The following is a 22498-nucleotide window of genomic DNA, read 5'->3' as shown; positions in this document are numbered from 1 at the left end:
GTGCACCTCGGTGCCTGAGAGCACCTGGCAGCCGGTGGTTTCGGGACCGGTTACGGCATTCATGTTCGGTGGCATCGTCAACTGCTCCACGGTAGCCCGCGGACCTCTCTGTGATCGATTGGCAGAGTGGCGCGGGTGGCGACCAGAAAGTACCGCGCGGCACGCACAACGATGGGATGAGTGAGCAACTCCTCAACGAGGTCCCGCATCCGCCCCTCGGCGGGGTCCACTGTTCCCGTTGGATCGCGGACCAAGCCGATAGCGGATTCCGGGCTGGCTGCGAGCCGCAGCGCGAACGGTGCGAGTTCCTCTACGTTCGGCACCTTCACGAACGCCTGAATGGCCTTGACAAGCGCCTGATCCGCCTCGGCCTGGGGGGCGCCTGCTAGAGCGGCCGTGTCGCGCGCGAGCACGGCTGCCACTCCCCGCTCATCCGGCCTGTTGGTCACCAGGCCGCGCATGACATCCGCAGCCCCACCTGGTCCACGGTCGCGAAGTTGTGCCTCCGCTGGCTCCCAGCGTTCCCCAGCTATCGTGCTGATCACCCGGGCCACCAGGGCTTTGACGGCCTCGGTTCGACGACTCTCGGCGAGCGAGCTTCCCGTTAAACGAGCTCGTTCCCAGATGGCAGCCAGGCTTGCGAGGTCCGCGATCGAGGCAGCCTCGCGGCGACAGGCACCGACCTGGGGACGCCGGCCAAGCGCGGCGAGAGTTTGGACCCGCTGGCGCGGCACGACCACGGTCGCTGCCTCCACGTCGTCACAGCGGGCCACCAGCAGCGCTCCCTCGTCGCCGATCTCGATTCCCGCGGCGGTAGTCGCTGGGTCGATAGGTTGGGCCAGCTCAGGCGCAGCGCTACTGTAGCTCCAAACCGACAGATCGTGACATCCTTGCGAATCGATCAGCACCGCATAGCGGCCATGTTCACGGACCACCCAACGGAGCGGCGTAAAGTCCCGCTCCGCCGTCACCCGCGCTCGCCCGAGGGCACCTGCATCGAATTCGAGCACACAGAGGTGCGCCTCGTCGTACTGCGCCTCGGCCGCCTCTCGAACGGGTGCAAACAAACGTCGCCACGCGTCAGAGTCCGTGAGGGAAGGTAGCGACACCATCCGAGGACCAAACTGCAACTGACCGCCCTTGCTGCGGAGTGAGACGCGGCAACGGATGTTCGCTGCGCCTGGTGCTGCGACGTGAACCTCGCACCGGTCTTCCCACACATCTTCCAGGGATGGCGTTTCAGGATGAAGCGCCAGTAGAAGGGCGCCCGCCCCCCTGGCTGCTGACCGCGGCTCACGAATCACGCACTCGAGCTCTCCACGGAGGCCGAACGCCCGCTGGTCCTCTTCTGGTGGCTCTTCGCAGCCACCCACCGTCCGTGCGGCAAAGACGAGCCGGTGGTGACCCGGCTGGAGAACCGGTAGCCTCACGAACAGCGGTTCTCCCAGCGGAAGATCCGGCGACAGCACCACATCGACCAGCGGCAGCCCATCCAGGGCGATGTTCAAGTGCGTCATGCGCCGATCTGCGCGCACGCCAAGCATCACGGGCTGACCCGCAACCCACTCTCCTCGTCCGTCACCCGTCCATTCAGCGGCCGGCAGGCCCGCTGGCCAGACCTCCAGCGTCTGAGCCACTTCGAGACCGAGCATGCTTAGGACTGATACGAGCGTGTCAGGAACACTCTGAGGCACGTCAATCCTCAGGGCATACACGCCCTCGGCCGCAATATCTGTGGTGCGGATACCCACTGCGGTGTTCCGTTTCTCTTTTCGCTGCAGAAGGAGGTATGACTCACCTGGACGCAGAACCCGGTTAGACAGTTCGCGTGCTTGGCCGTCAACGCCGATCAGGAACAACCAGCGATCGCCAGGTGGCAAGCGAAAGCTCGACTGCAGCACTGCGTCCAGTTCGGGAGGAGCGCCATCGAATGCCAGCAGCGGAGCCTCGGGCGAGGGCCATGCCGACAGCACGACCGCAGGCCACGACTCGGAGATGATTCGACTTCGAGCGAGCAGCGGTCCACCCTGACCCGCCACTCGGCCCTGTCCGCGAGCGAGCACATCCCTGGCACGCGGGAATCGAGCGATCAGGTGGGCCAAGTTCGGAAAGTGCACCCGCACCTGCCAACGATCTGGCGCGACCTCCCGAAGGACGAATCGCGGGCGTGCTACCGTCAGCTGACCAGCCGCGCTGACGCGCAGGTCAGGCGCATGGTCCCTCGTCCGCAGAGGGATTCTGCCGAGCCCGCGAACACGGAACCGTGAGGCCGACGTGCGCGCTTCGGCCAGCCAATCGCGAGCATCACGCTCGCGACCAAGATCCTCGATGATGCGGGCGAGCGTTGGCGCATGAATTACCGACGTCGAGCCGGACGCGTACGGTGATTCGCTAACTTCATGTTGAAGCAGGAGGGCGAGAGCGATCTGTCCGAGAAGGGTCGTATTTTCCGCGAATTGCCTGAAGCGGGAGGAACAGCGATCGCACCGGCCCTGCAGGTGGCGACCAAGAGATTCTGCCGATGCGAACGTCTCGGCTCGAAACGACACGCGAGCGTCGTACAAAAGCGCCGCTAACTGCCGCTGTAGATCCTTGGGCAGGATGCCATGCGTGATCGGCCACGCGATATTCTTGAATTGGCGTGCCCAATCTCCCTCGGGCGCGGCACCATGGTATGCTTCGGCAAAGGCTTCGAACCGCGAACGGACCAGGCGGCGCCACGTCTCTTGCCACCCGGGCGTTCTTGCCGCGAACGTCTGCCAGTACTCATAGCCGGAGTACTCGTATCCGAACTCCGCAGCATAGACGATCCACGGTAGAGGTGTGTGCCTCGCCGGACCTTCAGCAGCACAAACTCGGACGTCTCCGATCAGAGCCGCGCGATCGTCCGCCCCGAGACCATGCTCGAGGGCGAATACGGGCCAGCCCGCCTCTCGCCGGGTTGCGGCGAGCTTGCTGAAATGATTCTCGAGACGGTGTTGCCAACCCTCCAGCCGCATTCTCTGGTCTTGCGACATCGTGCCATTTACGTGCGGGCGCGAGCGCGCACCGCTCGGTAAGGGTTTAGCGATCCGAGGTCCCCGCTTGAGACCCGGCGTCTGCTTCATACTCGCCCGAGCGCGGTGCGCCTGTCACCGGAGCCCACCGGGCGGCTTCCAACAGGATGTCTGTCAGAATGGGGAGAAGGAACGCCTCGGTCTTCCCCGATCCATGGCTTCCTTGACCTGCTCGAACGTCTGGCTCGGGATCAGTTGCATGGGACGGTTGGTCCGGCGGTGGAATCAATCATGACGGGAAGGTCCCGGCCGGCGGGCCGGGGACCCCGAAGAAGGGGACTGCGCACGTAAGGAAACAATAGTAGCAAAAAAGCCGCTCCCCCGCACCCCTACGGGAAGTGAGATTGTTGGAATGTCTCCGTTCCGCCCGGAGGGCTGAACTCTCGCGCTTCTTTGCCCAGTGGCCTTTTCCCTTCCATATCGATCACGCGCCGCTACTTTCGGCGCCGCGAAGCGGGATGCATGGTCGATTCAGCCGATCAACAAATGACCACTACGAATTCGCTTCGGAGGGGCGGCCGTGCCGAGGGCGCCGTCCGTTCACCCAGGCCGCAGCTATCCCGAGAACGCCGGTGTCCTCTCATCGAAGAGCGACAATTTATCCACGCCACGCGGGATACCGGATACCGTAGCACGGAGGCCGCTGTCGCCGAACTCGTCGACAATGCGCTCGAGGCGGGGGCACGACGCATCGCGGTTGCGGTCGAGCGCGAGGAGGACCGGAGCGGACTTCGGCTGCAAGTGCTTGATGACGGCTGTGGGATGGACGTGGAGCGTCTCGCCCACGCGCTTCGCTTCGGCGGAAGCGAGCGATTCGACAGCCGAACGAGCCTGGGACGCTTCGGAATGGGCCTGCCCAACAGCTCGGTCAGCCAGGCCCGGCGCGTCGACGTGTTCTCATGGCAGCGCCGCGGCGCGGTCCGCCACGCCTACCTGGACGTTGATGAAATCGCCACCACGGGCACGGGCCTACCCCTGCCCCGCGACGCCGCACTCCCGCCCTCGGTGAAGGTCCGGTCCCGGAGCGGCACCCTCGTGGTGTGGACCCGGTGTGACCGGGTCGTGTTCCGGCGGGCGTCCACGGTCGCCAGCCGGCTCAGGGAGGCCTTCGCACGCTGGTACCGGTATGCGATCTGGTCCGGTGTGGAACTCTTGGTGAACGGGGAGACGGTGCACGCCCGGGACCCCCTCTACAGCCACCCCTCCTGCCCGTACCCGCATTCGCAGGCCTACGGCCGCACCCTGGAGTACCCGATCCACGTCCCCGGGACCGAGCGAACCTCAACGGTACGCATCCGCTTCGTCGAGATCCCGGTGGAGGCGTGGGCCGAGAGGAGTGTAGAGGAGAAACGGGCAGCGGGGATCATCGGCGGCCCGACGGTTTCCGTCGTACGCGCCGGCCGCGAGATTGACGCCGGCTGGTACCTGATGGGCGGCAAACGCCGCGAGAACTATGACGACTGGTGGCGCTGCGAGGTACGCTTCGAGCCCGACCTGGATGAACTCTTCGGAGTCACTCACAGCAAGCAGGGCGTCTCCCCAACTCCACTGCTTCGGGCTATCTTGTCTCCCGACCTTGAACCCATAGCCCGGACGCTGAACGCCCGGGTCAGGAAGCGGTTCGCCGCGGCGAAGACCCCACCGCCGACGCTCGCGGCGCGGCGTGCGACGGCGCGGGACCCGTTCCTGCCGCACCCCCGGACCGGGGATTCCCCGGACCATGGTTTCGGCTACCGGATCGCGGCGCGCGCACTCGGCACCGACGAGTTCTTTCGGCCCGAGCGGAGCGGCGACGTTTTGGCGGTAACCATCAACACCGATCACCCCTTCTTCGAGCGGGTGTACGCGCCCAGTTGCGCGTCTCCCGACGCTACCCACCGCTTCGGCCTGGAGGCCACGTTGCTGGCCGCAGCCCGGGCGTTGCTCGACCTCGAGCCCGCGAGAGCCGGCGCTGTCGCCGACGGGTACCGGACCTCGTGGAGCGACGCGCTTGCTGCCTTTCTCACCTGATGACCGATCCCCAGAAGACGATGTCCTGGCTGATGCTGCGGCCCAGGGCGCTCGAGGATACCCTTGGCCGCCGCGCGGTCTGCGCGTGCGTCCAGGCGCTGGAAAGTGCATCCACGGCTGCGGCGGTCGCGGCCGTACGGGAACGACTGACCTCCGAACTGGAAACCGACGATCCGAGCCTCGGCCTGCACACCCGGATCGCGATCGGGGTGCTTTGCGACCTCAAAGCCCAGGGCTGGACCTTCCAGTTGCAGGATGGCCACATCGCCGCCGCTCCTCCACCCGTCGAGTCTGGCCCGGCCGACGCACAGAAGGCCCGGGTGCGAGAGGGTCACCGGATCGAGCGCGACGTACAACTCGCGCAGCGGGCGACCGCCAGCTTCCTCCAGAGCATGGAGCGGAAGCGCCGGGGCCCCCGCGGCGACTGGGTGTCGATTTTCTCCCTGATGCGCGACGGTGCCGCACTCGAACGGGCCATCGCGTGCGCGAGTGCCTGCCCTGCCGGCACGCAGCGCGACTCGGCATTGGCCGCACTCATCCAGCCCTACGTTCAGGTGGTGCGGCGTGGAGAACCGTGTGTCCACACGGGGCTGGATCTCAGCCACATATGGCGTTATTTCCGGCACACCTGGACCACCACGTACCAGAGCACGCCCGGTCGGCATCTGGCGTTCCTGGTCCGGGACGCCGCCGCACCGCATCACCCCGTGATCGGCATCGCGGCGCTCGGCAGTTCGATCGTGCAACTGGGCGTGCGGGACGAGTGGATCGGTTGGGCCCCGGACGCGTTTCTGCGCCGCATCTCCGAGGAACTGGATGACTCCTGGGCTGCGTGGCTCGACGAGTCTCTCCGGGCGCTGATCGGCGAAATCCTGATCGAAGACTTCGTTGACGAGGGTCTCCTGGCGCTGGAAGACCTGGTGCACCCCCGGCACGAGACGATCGAAGCCCTGAGAGAAGCGGGTGTAGAGGCGCGGCGCGTGCACCGGCTCTTCCCGCAGCGCGACCGTCACAAGCGCCAGGCGGTGGGGGAATCCGTCGACTGGGAAGCCCGGGCGCGGACCCGCCTGTTCCGGTCGAAACGGGCGCTGGCGCTCGCCGACCTCCTGGAGATCCGGGCGGACCTCCATGACCTGGGCTTCGCCGAGCCGTCGGCCGAGGCCCTGCGCGCGACTCTCGCCTCCGGCCAGGGACGGAGGGCGATCAAAGGAGTGCTCCGGCGCATGAAGGCGCGTCAGGTCGGTGTGGGGATGATGGACCTGACCGTCTGTGGCGCGATCGCCCCGTATAATGCGATTCTCGGTGGCAAGCTCGTCGCCCTCATGATGGCGAGTTCGGAGGTCGTCGCGGCCTACCGCCGGGCGTATCGCGCCAGCGAGAGCGTCATCGCCTCCTCGATCGCCGGGCGGCCGGTGGTGCGCGAGCCGAACTTGGTGTTGCTGGGCACCACGAGCCTGTACGGAGTGGCGTCGAGCCAGTACAACCGCATCCGGATGCCGGCAACCGTTGCCGGGGGCCGGCAGGGGACTGAACTGCGCTACCACCGAGTGGGCCGGACGGCAGGATTCGGGTCCTACCACTTCTCCCAGGAGACCGTCGAAGTGATGGATCTCCTGCTGGCGAAGACCAGCAAGGGGCGGGAGGTGAACAGCATCTTTGGGGAGGGCGTCAACCCGAAGCTCCGGAAGGTGCGCGCGGCGCTTACCGTTGCCGGCTTCCCGGCAGACCTGCTGGTCCAGCACGGGCAGTCCCGGCTCGTCTACATGGTCCCGCTCGCCGAGAATTTCCGTGAGGTACTAGTGGGGCGCGACCGAGAGCCGCGCTACCTGCTGCCGCAGTCGGCGGAGGTCGCCCCTCGGATTGCGGAGTTCTGGCGCTGCCGATGGCTGTCCTCGCGAGTCCTCCAGGAGCAGGTGCGAAACGAGGTGGGGCGGCACATTCTGAGTTATCCGGTACGACATGGTGCGCAGGTCCACGTACCGGGGGAAGAGGACGAGGACCTGTTCGCGGAAGCCGCGGCGCCGTAGACCGCGCTGGGCACGTACTCCGGGTCATCAGCGACGGCGGGGCTACGGGGTACCCGGCACGGCCGGTTCGGGTGGTACGTGAACAGCGCCGAAACCGCGGCCGACTACCCCGCGTTGGATGGCGCCGCCAGCGCGGGGTCCCCCCATTCCGGGTCTGCCCCGCGTCGCTTTTCACCCCAACAAAGACGGGCCGCTCCGCCCCGCTGAGCGCGGTCCGCCGGCCCGGCTCCGCCGCCTAGAGTCGAGCCTCTCCGCGCGCTAGGCCACGGAACACAATCTCCTCGCCCGCTACGACGCCCTCATCCGCCTGCTGGAGGCGCGGTTGATCGACGGGCGGAGGCCGTTCGCCGATTCTGCCCTCACCGAGCTTCGCTCCAGGACATACGCCGCGGCCGGCGTGCCGTGGACGTTTCTGAACGAGATCAGATCCCTGCCACGGCGGGTCACGTCGGGAATTCCTCCGGCGTGCTTCAGGATTCCGGCCTGTCAAAGAGACCAGAGCGGAGCTTGGTGCTGAGATCGTCGAGGCCCGCGCGTGCGGCAAGCCTCTCGGCTCGCTGCAAGGTTTCCGCGTTGAGCTCGGCCCACCCTCGCGTCCTTGTCTGTGCATAGAGGGTTCCACTCGGACCGCTCCGGACTGGCGGACCGCCGAACTGGTCCGCGGTAAGATCGACGTCAAGGTCGCCACCGGCCCGCACTCCACCAGGGAAGCGGTTGAACCAATGGGACTCCCCTTCGACACGCGTGCTTACGAGTTCGCCTCCTTCTCTGAGGTAGGTCAGCGCGGCGACTACGGCACAGTGTCCGGTGCTCGGCGGAGACGGAGCGCTTCCCGAAACCGCTGTGTCGGGCCCGAACGCCGGCTCCAGCGTCCTGCGGAACTCTGTCAGTCGTTGAAGCAGCTCGGTAGCGTCATCATGGGTTGTCATACGGGTTTCTTCCCAATAATTCGGAGGAGGGCAAGCAGCGCCAATGCCTGGACAAGGGCGGCCGCAGCCTTTAACGGCAGATGCCACTCGAGTGGCCACAGGCCCGGCGTTCCCGGCGATCCGGCGGTCGGCGCAACCGGGGCAGGCACCCCGAGCACGAACGCTGCGGCGGCAAACACCAGCACGAGGAACAGGACAACCGGCCAGAACCACTTTTGTTCCCTTACAGCGAGCACGAAATTCAGGCGAGCGCTCTGCACGTCCTTCACCGTCGCGCTCTCCGCCGGCCGCACATCCACTCTTACGAAGCTGTAGCTGTCGTCTGCATAGCGCTTGACCGCGAGAGGAACCACGAAATCGTCGGCCCTCGCCTCCACAGGCACGGGGCCGCTGGTGAGCAGTTGCAGGTTGTCTCCTACTTCCGTGTGGATTTCCACCCGGGAAGGGAGGGCTGAAACCGCACCATGCGCTGGCGATTCGGGGAGACCGCTTGACTCAGACTCGGCGCTCGCCTTGTCGTAGTAGTTGATACGAAGGTTGTAGAGGTTCTCTCCGATTTCTGTGTGAACCTCCACCCGGGAGGGTAGGACCATATCCGCGCTATCAGGAGCCGGCGAGCCGGGGAGATTAGGAGTTGCGGGGTGCGCTTCGTCGTAGTAGCTGATGCGCAGTTGATATGCAACGTTTTTCTGTACAACCTGGCGCTCCAGCCCGCGACGGATCGAAACGCTCGCCTGGGGACCCGCCTCCTGTTGAAGCTCGGTCCGAAAGAACACTACCCTGCGGTCACTCCGGTTCTTGAACTGGGTGGTTTGTGCTAACGTCGCGGTCGCGTCTTTCCAAGCTTGGTCACGTTCCACCAACCCTTTCTTCTTCTCACAAAGCCTGATTCCTTTCAATACGAAAGTTCCGACCACCTTCTCGCCGTCGAGTCGCGGACCAGCGTTTCCCACCGCCGTGGCAATTCGCGCCGAGACATCATCGACACTCTCCGGCACAGCCGCGAAGAAGTCGTGCCACTGCACGCGGAGATAAAGCCGCCCGTCGCGCTTCCACGTGTGGTAGAGTGACCCCTTGCGCAGAGGATGGTACCGCAGGGGGGGACCGCGGTCGACGAACACGAAAACGACCTCCGTCACTCGCTGCAGGCGCCCCACCACGTTCCAGAGCGACAGACGCTGCGGACGCAGTTGCGGCTTCTTACCCCCGGTCCAAATGCCGCTCTCTACGTGCTCCTGCTGGTAACGGTGCACGGTCGTCGCGCCCTGCGGTGCAGCCAGGACGTTCAGCACGTTGATTTCGTAGAGCGGTCGGGATGCCGAATTGAAAAGATAGAGAATCTCTTGACTGGCCGAGCCCATCTGTCACCTCCGTGAAGGATCCTCCAATCTGATTCCATCAGCCCGCGCCGGTCCATGCGTCAGGCTCAAAATTATATCGGCAGCGTCGGTCAGCGTCTCCGCGCGCCACACCCCGGCGGAAGGCGAATAGGAGCCTTCTGGTGGGAGCGACGCCTGCTCATACGCCCAACTCCGCGCCGCGATCAAGACACAGCGCAATCCGAGTTCGAGCGCCGGATTGATGTCCGAGCGTACGCTGTTCCCCACCGACCACGTGCGCTCAGGAACCGCGCTCACCTCTTCCAGCAGCGCACGCCAAGTACCGACCGTCTTCTGCGCCACTACGTGAACGTGGTCAAAACGGCCGGAGAGACCGGAACCCTGTATCCGCGCCCACTGCACATCCGGATCACCTGCGGTGAAAAGAATGAGGCGGAAGCTTCCCTCCAACCGCTCCAGCGCCGCTTCGGCGTCCGGGCGGAGTTCGGGAGTGGAATCGAAGACCCACGTCGCGAAGGTACGCGCTTGCACCACACCGGCAGGATCGGGCTCACGGCTCCGGCTCGAGCACAAGGCTCTGTACGTCGCCTCCATGGACGAGGGAAACCGTTCGCGCGAGAATCCGAGCCGCGCCACATTCGCGAGGTCGATCTCCGTGTAGGCGGACACAGCGGCACCCGGGTCGTGACCCAGTTCCGCCAGCCACGCGAAGAACCGCGCCTTCGCCTCATCGTACAGTTCCTGTGTCCTCCACAGCGTATCGTCCGCGTCGAAGACGATCACTGGAGACGTAGCCTCATGTCCCTCGAACTGTCGCATTCAGGCAAAATCTGAACGACTTTGAAACGGCGGACCTCGGGAATCTGAAGTTATACGCGGTCACCCTGTCTCTGCTAGACATACCCCGACGGAGTCATTGGCGGCGCATAGGCCGCCCTGGGTGACTGTCGCCTCGTTGTGAAGCGCGCAACCCTATAGATGCAGCTTTCGGGATAATTGTAACGAGACGGCGGCTGGCGCACGCCATGCGCACCATTTAAACCCAAATCCTGCATGGGGGAGTCGCGACGGCACTTGCGAGACCTCCATCCGCAGATTGGCGGCACCCTATCCCCCGCTCTGCTGCTTTCGCAGGCATTGCTGACGCAAAGCGAGCGGCAGACTCCGGCTTCTCCTCGATTTGAGGAAGGCTCCGCCCGCGCCGACTACGAAGCCGGCGCCGTGGAGGCGCGAGGCCGGTCTGCGCTTACATCACCGGGGCGAGCACGCGGTTCCCCTGCAGACTTCGCATCGCCCCACGCAGCACGTCCGCGAGCGGCTCGCCCCGCGTGAGCTGGACCGACCAGCGCCGCGCGTGCCTCACCAGCTTCGCCGGCATCCGAAAGAGCCACGCCCGCAGCCGCTTCGGCTGGGCACTCGTCCACGCGGACGGAAGGGCGGAGGTCCGCAGCACGTGCGTCAGCTCGTACGCGAGTGCGCCCAGCGCCCACAGCAGGGCGTTGCCGCCCAGGTCGTCCACCGCCGTGCGACCCACCGACAGCTGCGTCAGCTCCTCGATCCGGTGCTCCACCACCGCCCCCGCGTTGTACAGCGCCCACGCCTCGTACGCGTCGATCCCCTCCACGTTCGTCAGCATGGTGGCGCGCTTGACCACTTCGTAGGCGCCCAGGTCCAACTCCCCTTTGCCCGCGCCGATCTCCTCGCGCTCCTCCACGCTCAGGAGCCGATATCCCCAGCTCTGCCCCTCCGAGCTCCAGAGATGCTTGCAATCTTCCTCCGCCGATTGCACGAACTCTCCCTTGCGCGCCCGCACCGCCTTCGACTCCGGCACCTTCAGCACGAACTTCACCCCCAGCCCGTCCAGCACCCGCGCCGTCGCCTGCGCATAGAAGCCCTTGTCCAGGCGGACCGTGATCTCTTCCACCCCCGCCGCGCGAAGCCACTCCACCAACTCCCGGATCCACTCCGTCGCCCCGGCCGCACAATGCGAGTCCCCGGCTCTCCACCGTACCCCCAGGCAGTCGCCCGTCGAGAGGAACGCCACCAGCGGATGATGCGAGGGCCGACCCCGTTTCTTCGGGTTGTAGCCCACCTCCGCTCCCGCCTGCTTCGTCCCGTACCGCAGCACCACCGTCGCGTCCAGGATCAGCATCACCGCCTTCGGAACCGCCTTCCCCCAACGCGCCAGCACCACCTTCCGCAATGCCTCCTCCACGCTCTCGCGCTTCAGCTTCGCGTTGCGCCGCAGCCACCGCCCGAACGTCGTCGGGTGCGGGATCTCCTCCCACCCGAACAACTCGCCGACTCCCCGCGCCTTCAGCCACGCCAGGTGATCCATGTGGCTGCCGCCGTACATCAGCAGCGCACTCCACATCTCCACCATCAGCGACATCCGATACTCCTCCTGCCCACCCACCTCCCTCGCGTCCAGCCAACGCCCCAGCTCCAGTGCGTCGAACAACCCCCGCAACTGCAACAATCCGGCGCCATCCGTCAGCTGGGTCGCTCCCTCCCTCAACTCCACTCCCGACCGATCGCCTTGCACGTGAGGCCGCGCCTGGATACGTTCCATTTCGCACCGCCTGGGTGTTGTAGATGGTGAGGATACTTCTTGGCCGAAGTCCTTTCCATTCTACTACATCCAGGCGGTGTTCGCTTTGTTCACCGCTGGATCTGGGTTAAAACAAGATTTTGCTTGCAGTATCAGCTCCGCGCATCAACGATGTTCTTCGCGGCGACGGTCCGCGTGATGCAGCCCATTACGAAACGCTCTCCAGAAAGATGTGCTGATGGTCAAGTCGTCGACATTCCTCATTGTTTCGACCTGCAAGGAAGATCGTTATCGGGACAATCTGCTTGCCGTCCTCGCCCTGCCTCCCGGGACGCACGTTCAGTATCGATACAGCAGGGACCTGGTAATGTCCACCGATGCTTCCGACGACTTCCCGGGAAGAGGGACTCTGTTCCCCGCCGCGGCCAAGCGAGGTGAGGCGATCCGAGGAGCACCGGTGCTCCTCGGCTACCTTGCCGATACGGAACCTGTCTGCGTCGTGCCTGTCCGGTTCGGACAGATCGCGGACTATTGCTGGTACGGCAGCCACGTGGTGCTTCAGCTCACGTTGCGAGAGTTCGCATACGCGGAGAACCTCGACGCATTCACCGCGGCTCTTCGAGCATCTGCCAACCTCCCGGAGACGCAAGGATTCAACTCAGAGGACATCCAACTCGTGCATCAGATTCCTTCCCTTGATCACGTACGGCGTACCACCGACAAAACCGAGTGGGAGCAAATCGCGACGCAGCTCTCTGGCAAGCCCGAGTTCACGGACATACTTGCCTACTGCCTGGTCGCCGAAATCGCGGATGAGGGCGGTGACTGGAGCTTCCCGTGGCCGATGCGCGCCACGCCGGGCGCTCCACGCATTCTCGAACCCGATGAGCACGGCCGCTACCGTATGAGTCCGGGGCGTTTCCACGAAGTCCGCGTCTACCACTTCACGCCGCCTGGATCGCGGGCGCCCCAGCCCTCCCGCCGCGGGGACCTTCTGTTTGAGACCCAGGATCCACTGCTGGACATCCTGAGCGCGGCCTCTCAGCCTATCGATTCACCGTATGACGTGAAACGTTTCCGGTTCCGGACACCTCTGTCCCACCGGACCGAGTACGCGCGAATCACCATTACCCAAACTCTCATGTCTTCACCGTCGGCAGAGCGTCGTTCCCGAGATGATCGGAAGCCGGATGCCGCGGACGGTCGTGGCGACGCGCGTCCCGATGCAGTGGATGCCGAAGTCAAGCCACAGCGCCGCCTGTCCTTCGACCTGAACCTCGTGGTTCGCGGCGCAAAGCTGCGGGTGGCGTTCACCGGACTCTTGGCAGGCCTGCTCCTTTCGGTGCCATCGATCATGGCTGTTCAGACTGCAGCGAACCTCACACAGCGCGACGTATCTGACATTCGGCTCGCTGCCATCGCCTTTGTCGGTATGTTGGCTGGCATGTTTGCAGCCTTCGGACTCAAGAAACCGCTCTGACCCGCGGCAGCCGAGCCGGGTAGCAATCGGAGCAGTAACCCACGACCCGGTCGGTGAACTGCCGGCGATCGCCACGGGCTCGCCCTTCGAGTTCCCCACACATACGCTATACGCTGCGGCGGGCCCGGCGCGAGGTCGGCACGCAGCGCCCCCCATACCAATAGGGGGAGAGGGCGGCGCTCTCCCCGGGAACGCGGTGATCGCCTCGGAGCGCCCGCCGGATAGGTATGCCGACGCTCCTCTCCTGTTGCACCTAATATAATAAGGCCGGGCCCGCAGCAACGCGGGCCCGTCTTCGTGTTGCGCCTCCTCCTCCATGCGTTTCCCCGCCCGCGGGCGGGACTGCGGCGCGCCCCGAGCCAAGCCGCCGGCCAGAGAACGGGATTGCCGAGCTTCGCGCGCTGCGCGTGCAGACCTACGTGGCCGCGCGCGTGGCGCTCACCGCCCCGGCCGAGACCCGCCAGCATCTCCCCCCTGCACTTGTAGTCCCGAACAGGCCCCGGCAACGCGGGCCCGACTTCGTCTTCCCAGCGGACGCCTCCGCCCTGCGCCGGACACGCCCCCCCCGCGGGCGGGGGGGGCGCCCCAGCCGCGCCGGTGGAGAAGGGAACCCGCGATCTCCCCCCAGGCTCCGTGCCGCCAAGTCGGAGTGGCTCCCCGTCGAGCTACCCTGTCCATGCAATTCGACCTGTACTGCTACTCCTCCCGAAAAGCCCGCAGCCTCACTCCACCGTAATGCTCTTCGCCAAGTTGCGCCGGGAACTGATGCCGCTGCCCGAACTTGTCCACGAGGCTCGGGACCGAGGTGATGATGACTCGCATACGGCGTTGAGTGCCGCCGGGTTGGTTGCGGATTCTTGTGGGAGAAGATCGCGGGCGAAGACTGGGTGGCCGCACGTTCTGCCTGATACTGGCCATTGTCGTTCAGGAAAATGTGGGAGGGGCGCCGATCGATTCGGCGCCCCCCGCGGTTTGTGCGCCTGCGATTAACCCTTTGGAGAAAAAGAGTGGGTGTGTTGGTGGCTGCTGGGGGTTCGCCCTCGGCAACCTTGAGTTTTCCTGACCGAGGAGAGTTCATGCGTATTGAAGGGCAGTTCCCGGAATTCAGTTGGTCGCACTCGCGAGATCGGACTCTGGCAGAGTGCACGCGCGCCTATTACTGGCGTTACTACGGGAGTCACCGAGGCTGGCAACCGGACGCCGAGAACGAGGTGCGGCTCGCATACGCCCTCAAGCAGCTCACGTCGTTCCCGATGCTGGTGGGCGGCGCTGTGCATGCCTGCGCACGTGACTGCGCGAATGCCGTACGCCGCGGGAAGCGCCGGCCGCCGTTCGAGGCGATGCTTGCGCGTGTGTCCGACGCTCTCAACCGCGCGGTTATCGGCTCGCATCATCGCGGGTTGTTTCAGCGCGATCCGAAGCGGGTGGTGATGCTGCACGACGCCTGGTACTCCAGGTCGGGCAGCGGTGCAGATCTCGTCACTGCGGTCGCCAAAGCACGCATCTGTCTCCGGAACCTGGAAGCCTCCCCGGTCTGGGAGGATGTAGAGCGATGCCGTCCCGAGTGGATCACCGTGCCGAATGGTCCAGAGGCGTTTATCCACGAAGGTTGGCCGATCTACGCCGAGCCGGATCTTGTCTACCGACCCGATGAGCGGCGCGTGGTCATCGTCGACTGGAAGACGGGCGACGACACCGACGCCGAACTGCAGATTCTGCTTTACACGCTTTACTGCCGGACGGTGCTCGGCCTTCCGTTCCGCGATAAAGCGTGGTTTGGTCGCGTGGTGAATCTTGCCGCCGGCACGGACAGCACGTTCGAGATCTCGCGCTACGATGTCATCCAAACCGCGAAGAGAATTCGCGAGAGCGTGCAGACAATGCAGATGCTGCTCGCCGTTCCGGATAGGAACGAACCCCGTCCGATCACCGACTTTCCTCTGCCTGATCCAGAGCGGCGCCACAACTGTCCTTACTGTCCCTTCTACGCCCTCTGCCAGACAGAGCTCGAAACCGCGGATCTCGATGAGCGGGGGGATTCATGATCCAGAATGCTGTGCATGTTTCTCCGCTCGCGTGGTCCGGAACGAGGCAGCCTCTGTGGGGGCGCCGCTGTCACACGCCTACGCCGCTGATCTACGCGATGAGATCGAGCGGATGTATGACCCTTCCGCCGGCTCGTCTTGCACCCGTAGCGGCTCGTACGGGACCCGCGGCTGTAGCCCGAAGCCGAAGCCGTTCTGGGTGACGGGCCTGAACGTATCCTCAAAGCTCAACGACCTAGTGGCGGGCCGGTGTGAACACTCTGGTCCACTCTGGAAAGAAATCTCCGATGCCGAAATCAACTCCAATCCGTGTCGCCAACACCTCCATCCACCTCCCGGAGAACGGGCCCGCCGTGCAGCCCACCATCCGCCACAAGTGCATCGCACGATATGGTGGATTCGCCGATCTGGACGGGCTCTATGGTCATCCTCCGATCTCGCATGTGATTGACGTTACCCTCAGTCAAGACGACCTGGAGATCGGGAGCGGAGCATGGTGGGCGAAGCTGACGGCGACATTTCGACCCGAGAAATCCGATGGCGAGGAATGGGTCAGGATCGCGACCGTCCAAATCGACGAGTTCCCTGCCCGGTTCTGCTGGGATCTCAGGACCTCGTGGTTCAACTGGCTCGATTCGATGGACGGTGATCTGGCATTCGTCGGGGAACTAGCGGACGAACTGATGGAACTCGAACACTCGGTGGCGCTGATCAGTGGAAGTCTGCTCTATCTCCGTGCGGTGGACGTCCATCCCGCATTCGCTGGCCAGCAGATTGGCGCGCGACTGGTCGCACATTCGCTCTGGAGTCTGTCACGGAGCACAGGTGATGTCGCGGTGCTCCTTGCAACGCCAGTCCAGAGTGAGTTTCGCGACGGAGAGCCGGATTGCAGCGCGGCAGCGATCCGCCGGCTGGCCGACTATTACCGCCGCATGGGATTCGAGCGCTCCCGTCAGCGCGGGCGCTTCCGTGACGATGGCGCGGTGCTCATGCACGCACGGATCGGAGAGTTCACGCTGCCTTTCCGCGGCTTGGGTGATTTGGGGTTGAAAGGATAGCACCCGATGCGCTCGGCGTGTCCACGCAGCATGCGTAGCTACTGATCCAGCAGGGATCATGAAACTGCGGGAAGTCGCTGTGTGCACTGTGGTTGACGCCGTTCCGTCGAGTCGCGCAACGAGATTGACAAAGGAGTTGGCGAGGAGCATTGGGAGACGCCGCAGGCGTGGCGGAGAGCACTGCTGCGCCGTGCTATAGTGGCGTCCGGTTGGCCGAGCGCCAGGAGGTGCGACGTGGGTGCCGCTATTGTCCATCAGCGGTGGCGAGGGTGTCGGCCTGGACGCCCCCGGCTTGGGAGGCCGACCAGCTGATTTCCTCGGGCACCGACGCGGGGGTTTCGAATGTATCGGCGCACTTAGCGCGCGCGTGATCTGCAATTGTGGTGGAACGGGAGGCGGCATATACTATGTGCACGCGTCGCCCTCCGCGCTCGGCAAATATGAGAAACAGAAAAGAAGGCGCCGCCTCTCGACCATCAAAGACGGATACTAGACAGGGCATTTTCCCATCGGCTCTAGGCTGGCCGCGTTTATTCGCGGGTCGGACCGCAGCCTTCCACTTGCGGTGGAACTCTCGTTTCTTGCCGAAGGAGACTGGCAGCTTCAGTCGCTGCCCTGGCAGCGTGCGAGAGACGTGCTGTGTGGGCCGGTACCCCCGCCGAAGTGCGCGCTGGATTGCTCGAGGCACGCAGCACGGCCGTGTGCCCCGCGTGCTAGTCGAGAACGTACCAGCATCGGGTGCAGGGATCGCTAGCGCGTTGCGGCGATCCACGCGGCTGCACCCACTAGCCGCGCGATCTGCGCGGCATAGTCCGCCTTGATCGTCAGGTCCTTCCTCGTGTGGTAAGCCGGATTTTTGTCGCTCCGCTTTCCGCTTTCGGGGAAGAAGTCCTCCGTCACCCAGCATGCGGGGTAGCCGGCCGCGTGGAACATGCAGTGATCACTACGGCCCGCTCCACTTTCGTCAGGCGACGTGGTGATTTCGGTCTTGGGGAGTGTGGTGACGATCGGACGCAGATACTCAATGAGATCGGCCTGTTCCGCCGACCGGGCCGCCGCGGCCTTCGCGTCCTTGGGCTTGGTGGCGGCGTATCCCGCATGCACCTCGAACACGGCGGGAGGCTTCTGGTCATACCCGATCATGTCGAGGTGAAATGCCGCGGTCACCTGCTTGCAAAGCGCCGCCTGCGAATTGGTGTAGGTCTCGCTCCCGGCCTTGTCGATCTCCTCGGAGTTGAAGAACGCGAAGCGGACTTCGCGGTGAGGCCGCAGCTTGGAAAGCTCCACGAATGCGTGCGCGGCGGCCAGAACCGCGGCCATGCCGCTTCCGTCGTCATCCGCCCCGGGCGCCGGCCACGTCTCCGGATCGTAATCGATCTCGCAGTCGGCGGTAGAATCGAGGTGAGCGCTAATGAAGACGATGCCTTCTTTCTCCCTTCCAGCCGCCGCAGGCAACGTCGCCACCACGTTGGTGAGCGTGTCCTGCGCGAACCCGTGGCGCTCCACCTTCAACCGTCCGGGATCGACCCTTTCGAGCTCGGCGATGAGCGCATCGACCGCGAGTTGGTTCCCTTCGTGGTACACATTCCGGCTGTCGAAGCCGGCCCCGGGGGCCGTTCCCGCATACCTGGCCACGGTCGTTTCCATGAAATCAGGCCTGAAGTGGCGACGAAGCACGTCCTGCTCGTCGGTGGAGAGCGGCTCCGCGGCCGCGGCCCGAGTCAGCTCGGTGGCGCGCGGCGCGACTGTGCACCCGCGCTGAAGGAGGGTCAGCGACGGCGTACGCCTGTGCGTGTGCCCATCGAATGAGTCGGCGAAACGGAGCTTGTCGACCCGCGCATTGCCGGGTAGCGCGACCAGGAACCCCTCATGCGTCGAGGCGAGCACCCGCGACGCGGCGGGTTCGCTCGCGAACATGCTGGATGCATTACCGATGGGCTCCAGGAACCCGTGCTGTTCGTGGAGAGCGTCGCGGATCAGGAAGATTGCCGTGGTCTGGGGCTCATCGGGCGCGCCCAGCCGGTCCACCCAGAACCCCAGGTCGTCCAGCGCCGCGGTGGTGCGAGTGTCGGCGATCGCGTAAATCGTCGGCGCGCACGCACCCGGCTCGGTCGTGAGGTGAAGTGGAACCACGCGCTCGGCACGCAGCGCATACACCCAGTCGATCGTCTGCTCCAGCAGCGGAACACGAATCCGCAGGTATCGGAGCGGCCCGTCTCCCCGCAGGACCGGCAAGGCCAGTCTCGGGTGGGGTGCCGTGAGGATTCCCGCGTTCCGGACGATCTCGCGATCAGCCGCCTCGGCGCCGACGAACAGGAGCTTCACGCCGTCGACCCTGCGTTCTGCCGCCTGGGCGAGTAGGTCGCCCAGCCCATCCCGGCCCAGCACCAAAGCGTCGGCCAACTCCGGAAGCCGCTCCGCCAGGGTAGCTCGCACCTCCTCCTTCGGCACGGCGGAACTGCAGACGATGAAGCGGTCGACGCCGTTCTCCATCAGTTCCCGCAGCACGTCCGCCACGCTGGGATAGACCTCGAGCGTCGCGATGTGCTGGCCGTCCGCCGAGGTCTGCACGAACGCCAGCGTGCTGGCGAGGTCGAAGACGGCCGTGATGGAAGGTGTCGAGCTCATGGGCGGATCCGGTTGCGGAGGTGGTGAAAATCCGGGCGCGACCGTTCCTGAATCCCGGTCCCGTCCGGGAAGGTGCGGACGGGACTCCGCGGATGCCGATGCGCTCCCCATGGTACGGTGCTCAGCGGGGCGGCGCCGTGGTGACCATGCAGGTGAGTTCGCTTCCTCCGGCCGCGGCCGCGGCCGGAGCGAGGCGCACCCGGGGCTGCCTGGCTGCCCGGGGCGGGCACAGGCCGAGGGCCCGCGACTTCACAAGGTCGAACTCCGGCAGCGTCAGCGGCGGGCTCCGAGGGTCGAGAAGGTCGGCGTAGTGCTTGAAATGCACAGCCTTCTCGCCGTTCGGCCGGCATTGGGTGTGCGCGGGAACGTTCGTGCTGGAAATCCGATCCCGCTCGTTAGCAGTGACATTTACGATCAGCACCTTGATGACGCCGGAGCGGTTCGGAAATGCCTCGAACGTCTCACCGCTCAGCCGGTCGACGACCTTGAGGTGCGAGCCGGTGACGCCTTGGATCTCCCAGTTCACCGCGGTCGGAAGGCGGATGGGGCCGCTGATGGAGGGGAAGTTCCAGGCGCCGCCCAGTCGGGGGATGCCCCCGGCCTTCCCCGCTTTGAGGCGGACGCGTGTACGCACGTCGTCGGGGAGCTTGGAACCCAGGCTCAGGAGCGCTTTCGGAACCTTCCGGACTCCGAGCGGCGACGTGCCGAAGTTGAAGATCTCGGACTGCACGCCCGAGATGAACGCGCCGGTCACGTTTGTCAGGTCGAGATCCAGGCCCGAAATTCTCTTCTTTCTGAGTTTGCCGGAATTGTCAAGCAGGACCAGCCGGGGGTGATGGGGATGTCCGTCCGTGTGCGGCATCAGCACGTGCAGCGTGCCGGCTTCGGGCACCAGCAGACACATGCCGGCAAACGTGACAGTTACAGTGGGCATCGCATTTCTCCTCTCGAATGGAAGGGTTCCTAATTGCCGGCGTAGCGGAAGCCGGCCCAGGCGGCCGGGGAGCGGAGCGCCGGATCCGGCGAGCGCAGCATCTGCAGCTGTGCGTCGCGAAGTGCCTGCGGACCGTCGCCGGAGCGGCGGTACGCGCGGTGGAACTCGATCATCAGCGGCGTGGTGAGGCGGTCGTCCACCCGCCACAGGCTGCCGACCACGCCGCCGGTCCCCGCGTCCAGCAGCGCCCCCGCGAACCCCGCGAAGCCGTCGCTCCGCCCGTTGCGCGCGCGGAGCGTCTCGCACGCCGACAGGACGACCAGGTCGACGTGCTGCAGCGGCATCTCCTCCATCTCCGCTGCCGTCAGCCGGGCGGGGCCCGTGCCGCCGCGCTCCGAGGCGAGCACCAGGAACGAGCGCTCCGGCCGCTGGTCGTCGAACACGGCGTGTCCCGCGAAGTGGACCACCCGGGCGCCGGGGAGTGCCGCGGTCAATGCGCCGCGCGCGGCCCCCGAGTCGCTCAGCACGTAGTGGCGCGGATACGCTGCCGCGATCGAGTCCACCTCCGCCCGCGCCCCGGCGAGCCGCAGGAGGTCCGGCTGCATCCGCGCGTCGAACGCGGGGTCGGCCACGAGCAGGGCGGTGAGGTCGTCCGGCGGTGCGTGCGCGCGGGTGCGGACCGCGTCACGGAGGCTGCCGGCGTACCGAACCGGATGAGTCTCCATCAGGTGGCGCCGGTGCCTGGCGTCGTAGAGCGCCGAAAACGGAACCGGCGCCAGCTCTCCGTCGGCAATCAGCACCAGGGTGGTGTTCACGTCCCCGAGCCTCGACTCGATGGGCCGCACCAGCCGCTCGTACAGCGCTTCGAGTGCGTGGCGCACGGACTCTCCGTCCATTCCACGCTCGAGCGACGAGCGCAGCTCGTCAATCGCGCCGACCAGTTCCTCGCGATTCACCGTCCGCCGGAAGAGGCGGAGGTCGGTACCGGCGACGGTCCACACCAGCAGGGTGTCGCCGACCATGGCGTACGCGGCCGCTACTTCCCCGGGCCGCATCCTCCACCTTCCCTCTTCCTGTCCGACGCTGTCGCGCCCGGTCGGACCGAACGAGGTTCGCCCACGCTCCAAGTACCTGAGCGCGCCCGCGGTGTCGCGCGCCGCGAGCCTGATCATGGTGAGGCGGTCGAATACGCCTCGTGCCGCGTTCAGCAGCGACGCCCGAAACTCCGTCACCGCAATCGCGTCGCGCTCTCTGGCCAGGAGAACGGAGGCGGCGTTCAGGTCCTCCTCTGCGCCCTGCACGTTTCCCATGGCAAGACGCGCGTCGGCGCGCCCGACCCATGCCCGGAGCAGCCGGGGTGCAGTGAGCGAGCCGGCCGAGATGGCGAGAACGCTGTCGAGGGCCGCCGACGCGCGCGCGGGACTGTTTGAACGGAGGATCGCAGCGCGCGCGAGCCGCAGGTCGGCTCCAAGCCACGTCCGGCTGGGCCCGGCAGGCAGCCCGTTCACGAGCGGCTCGCTTGCGTCAACGTCGGTGCGTGCCTGCTCGAGCATGCCCGCGTCGGCGAGCAGGCGCGCACGTCCCAGGCGAGCTTCGGCGACGCGGACGGGGATCTTGAGACGCTCTGCCCGCATCACTCGCTCCCCTTGGATGCGTATTGCCGCAAGCGGGAGCCCGTCTGCCTCGGCGGTCTTCGCCGCAACTGAGAGAGTATTGAGAAGCCAGATGGAGCCATGGTTGCGGCGAAGTGCGACGAGCCCCCGCTGGGCAGTCTCGTGCGCCGCCGGCATGGCGCCGAGGTAGAACTCTGCGTCGGCGGCGACATACTGCGCTGCGTACTGCAACTCGTGCTCGCCGGCTCGGCCGAGCAGGCGAGCCCCGTCGCGCGCGGAGCCCAGCGCCGCCTCGTACCGGCCGCTGCGCAGCAGGGCCGTCGCCAGCGCCCAGCGTGATCGTCCGGCCAGGGCCGGACCCCGAAGCGTGTCGGTCTGGGAGGCAAGAGCGCGGAGCATTGGTTCGGCTGCGGCCGCCTTGCCGGTTGCGATGAGCATCGATGCGTGAAATAGCCGCGCCCAACTCTCGAGGGACGGCGAAGGCGCGTGGATCTCCAGCGTCCGGGCGAAGTGCTCGCCTGCGGCCGCGTAGTCCACGCCGTAGTAGGCCGCCTGCCCCGCCGCGTACTCCACGTGGGCTTGGGCGAGTTTGCCGGTCGCCGCCGGGTCACCCGTGCGAGCGAGGATCGCGTGGGCCGCTGCGGCGAGCGTCGCGTCACCGCCCCGCCGCACCAGCGCGTTGCCGAGCGCCTGCGCCAAGCGCAGGCGCTCGGCGGCGCGCGCGGTATCTACCCGCAGTTCCGCCTCTCCCCCCTCACCCAGCAGGTGGTCCCATCCGTAAAGCCGTGCTTACTGCGGCGCAAGCATCACGTAGGCGACGATCTCCG

13 protein-coding genes are annotated in these 22498 nt (G+C 65.8%); 5 read left to right on the top strand and 8 right to left on the bottom strand.

The window, feature by feature from the left end; all coding sequences use genetic code 11:
• Positions 1-77 precede the first annotated feature (77 nt).
• The gene (locus ACOJUJ_RS12800) at positions 78-3017 is read right to left on the bottom strand and encodes a hypothetical protein (RefSeq protein WP_420127271.1); all 2940 of its coding nucleotides are present in this window, start codon (positions 3015-3017) and stop codon (positions 78-80) included.
• Between the two features lie 525 nt (positions 3018-3542).
• Between ACOJUJ_RS12800 and ACOJUJ_RS12795 the strand changes: the two genes are divergently transcribed.
• Entirely contained in the window at positions 3543-5066 is a 1524-nt protein-coding gene (locus tag ACOJUJ_RS12795) for an ATP-binding protein (RefSeq protein ID WP_420127270.1), read from the top strand.
• 20 nt (positions 5067-5086) lie between these two features.
• Positions 5087-7093, top strand: coding sequence for a Druantia anti-phage system protein DruA (locus ACOJUJ_RS12790; RefSeq protein ID WP_420127269.1), 2007 nt, complete (start codon positions 5087-5089; stop codon positions 7091-7093).
• A 470-nt stretch (positions 7094-7563) separates the two neighbouring features.
• Here the strand turns inward: ACOJUJ_RS12790 and ACOJUJ_RS12785 are convergent, their stop codons facing one another.
• The 4 genes from ACOJUJ_RS12785 to ACOJUJ_RS12770 all read right to left on the bottom strand — a co-directional run bounded on the left by ACOJUJ_RS12785 (position 7564) and on the right by ACOJUJ_RS12770 (position 11934).
• Positions 7564-8022, bottom strand: coding sequence for a YunG family protein (locus ACOJUJ_RS12785; protein ID WP_420127268.1), 459 nt, complete (start codon positions 8020-8022; stop codon positions 7564-7566).
• Positions 8019-9383 carry a hypothetical protein gene (locus ACOJUJ_RS12780; RefSeq protein ID WP_420127267.1) on the bottom strand — a complete coding sequence of 455 codons (1365 nt, stop codon included), beginning with the start codon at positions 9381-9383 and terminating at the stop codon, positions 8019-8021. The genes ACOJUJ_RS12785 and ACOJUJ_RS12780 overlap by 4 nt, the downstream gene beginning before the upstream one ends.
• A 3-nt stretch (positions 9384-9386) precedes the next feature.
• Positions 9387-10145: an HAD family hydrolase gene (locus tag ACOJUJ_RS12775; RefSeq protein ID WP_420127266.1), complete on the bottom strand. Its 759-nt coding sequence runs from the start codon at positions 10143-10145 to the stop codon at positions 9387-9389.
• 463 nt (positions 10146-10608) lie between these two features.
• Positions 10609-11934: an IS1380 family transposase gene (locus ACOJUJ_RS12770; RefSeq protein ID WP_420127265.1), complete on the bottom strand. Its 1326-nt coding sequence runs from the start codon at positions 11932-11934 to the stop codon at positions 10609-10611.
• A gap of 217 nt (positions 11935-12151) precedes the next feature.
• Between ACOJUJ_RS12770 and ACOJUJ_RS12765 the strand changes: the two genes are divergently transcribed.
• The 3 genes from ACOJUJ_RS12765 (at position 12152) to ACOJUJ_RS12755 (ending at position 16496) form a co-directional block, all read left to right on the top strand.
• Positions 12152-13393: a hypothetical protein gene (locus ACOJUJ_RS12765; RefSeq protein ID WP_420127264.1), complete on the top strand. Its 1242-nt coding sequence runs from the start codon at positions 12152-12154 to the stop codon at positions 13391-13393.
• Between the two features lie 1076 nt (positions 13394-14469).
• Positions 14470-15438: a PD-(D/E)XK nuclease family protein gene (locus ACOJUJ_RS12760; RefSeq protein WP_420127263.1), complete on the top strand. Its 969-nt coding sequence runs from the start codon at positions 14470-14472 to the stop codon at positions 15436-15438.
• Positions 15439-15791: 353 nt separating this feature from the next.
• Complete coding sequence (locus tag ACOJUJ_RS12755) at positions 15792-16496, top strand: GNAT family N-acetyltransferase (RefSeq protein WP_420127262.1); 705 nt, start codon at positions 15792-15794, stop codon at positions 16494-16496.
• A 750-nt stretch (positions 16497-17246) separates the two neighbouring features.
• Here ACOJUJ_RS12755 and ACOJUJ_RS12750 read toward each other — a convergent pair.
• The 3 genes from ACOJUJ_RS12750 to ACOJUJ_RS12740 form a co-directional block, all read right to left on the bottom strand.
• The gene (locus tag ACOJUJ_RS12750; RefSeq protein ID WP_420127261.1) at positions 17247-19124 is read right to left on the bottom strand and encodes a M28 family metallopeptidase; all 1878 of its coding nucleotides are present in this window, start codon (positions 19122-19124) and stop codon (positions 17247-17249) included.
• 121 nt (positions 19125-19245) lie between these two features.
• Positions 19246-20058, bottom strand: a complete 813-nt coding sequence (locus tag ACOJUJ_RS12745; RefSeq protein ID WP_420127260.1) for a hypothetical protein — start codon at positions 20056-20058, stop codon at positions 19246-19248.
• 29 nt (positions 20059-20087) lie between these two features.
• Positions 20088-22370, bottom strand: coding sequence for a CHAT domain-containing protein (locus ACOJUJ_RS12740; RefSeq protein ID WP_420127259.1), 2283 nt, complete (start codon positions 22368-22370; stop codon positions 20088-20090).
• Between the last annotated feature and the right edge of the window lie 128 nt (positions 22371-22498).

It is taken from the genome of Longimicrobium sp., assembly GCF_048594345.1.
GTDB lineage: Bacteria > Gemmatimonadota > Gemmatimonadetes > Longimicrobiales > Longimicrobiaceae > Longimicrobium.
This window is presented reverse-complemented; position numbering and strand designations above follow the sequence as displayed.

Coding starts and splice junctions, on each gene's coding strand:
- ACOJUJ_RS12790 (WP_420127269.1), top strand. CDS start 5,087: ATGTCCTGGCTGATGCTGCGGCCCAGGGCGCTCGAGGATACCCTTGGC.
- ACOJUJ_RS12760 (WP_420127263.1), top strand. CDS start 14,470: ATGCGTATTGAAGGGCAGTTCCCGGAATTCAGTTGGTCGCACTCGCGA.
- ACOJUJ_RS12785 (WP_420127268.1), bottom strand. CDS start 8,022: ATGACAACCCATGATGACGCTACCGAGCTGCTTCAACGACTGACAGAG.
- ACOJUJ_RS12750 (WP_420127261.1), bottom strand. CDS start 19,124: ATGAGCTCGACACCTTCCATCACGGCCGTCTTCGACCTCGCCAGCACG.
- ACOJUJ_RS12770 (WP_420127265.1), bottom strand. CDS start 11,934: ATGGAACGTATCCAGGCGCGGCCTCACGTGCAAGGCGATCGGTCGGGA.
- ACOJUJ_RS12800 (WP_420127271.1), bottom strand. CDS start 3,017: ATGTCGCAAGACCAGAGAATGCGGCTGGAGGGTTGGCAACACCGTCTC.
- ACOJUJ_RS12795 (WP_420127270.1), top strand. CDS start 3,543: ATGACCACTACGAATTCGCTTCGGAGGGGCGGCCGTGCCGAGGGCGCC.
- ACOJUJ_RS12765 (WP_420127264.1), top strand. CDS start 12,152: ATGGTCAAGTCGTCGACATTCCTCATTGTTTCGACCTGCAAGGAAGAT.
- ACOJUJ_RS12780 (WP_420127267.1), bottom strand. CDS start 9,383: ATGGGCTCGGCCAGTCAAGAGATTCTCTATCTTTTCAATTCGGCATCC.
- ACOJUJ_RS12745 (WP_420127260.1), bottom strand. CDS start 20,058: ATGCCCACTGTAACTGTCACGTTTGCCGGCATGTGTCTGCTGGTGCCC.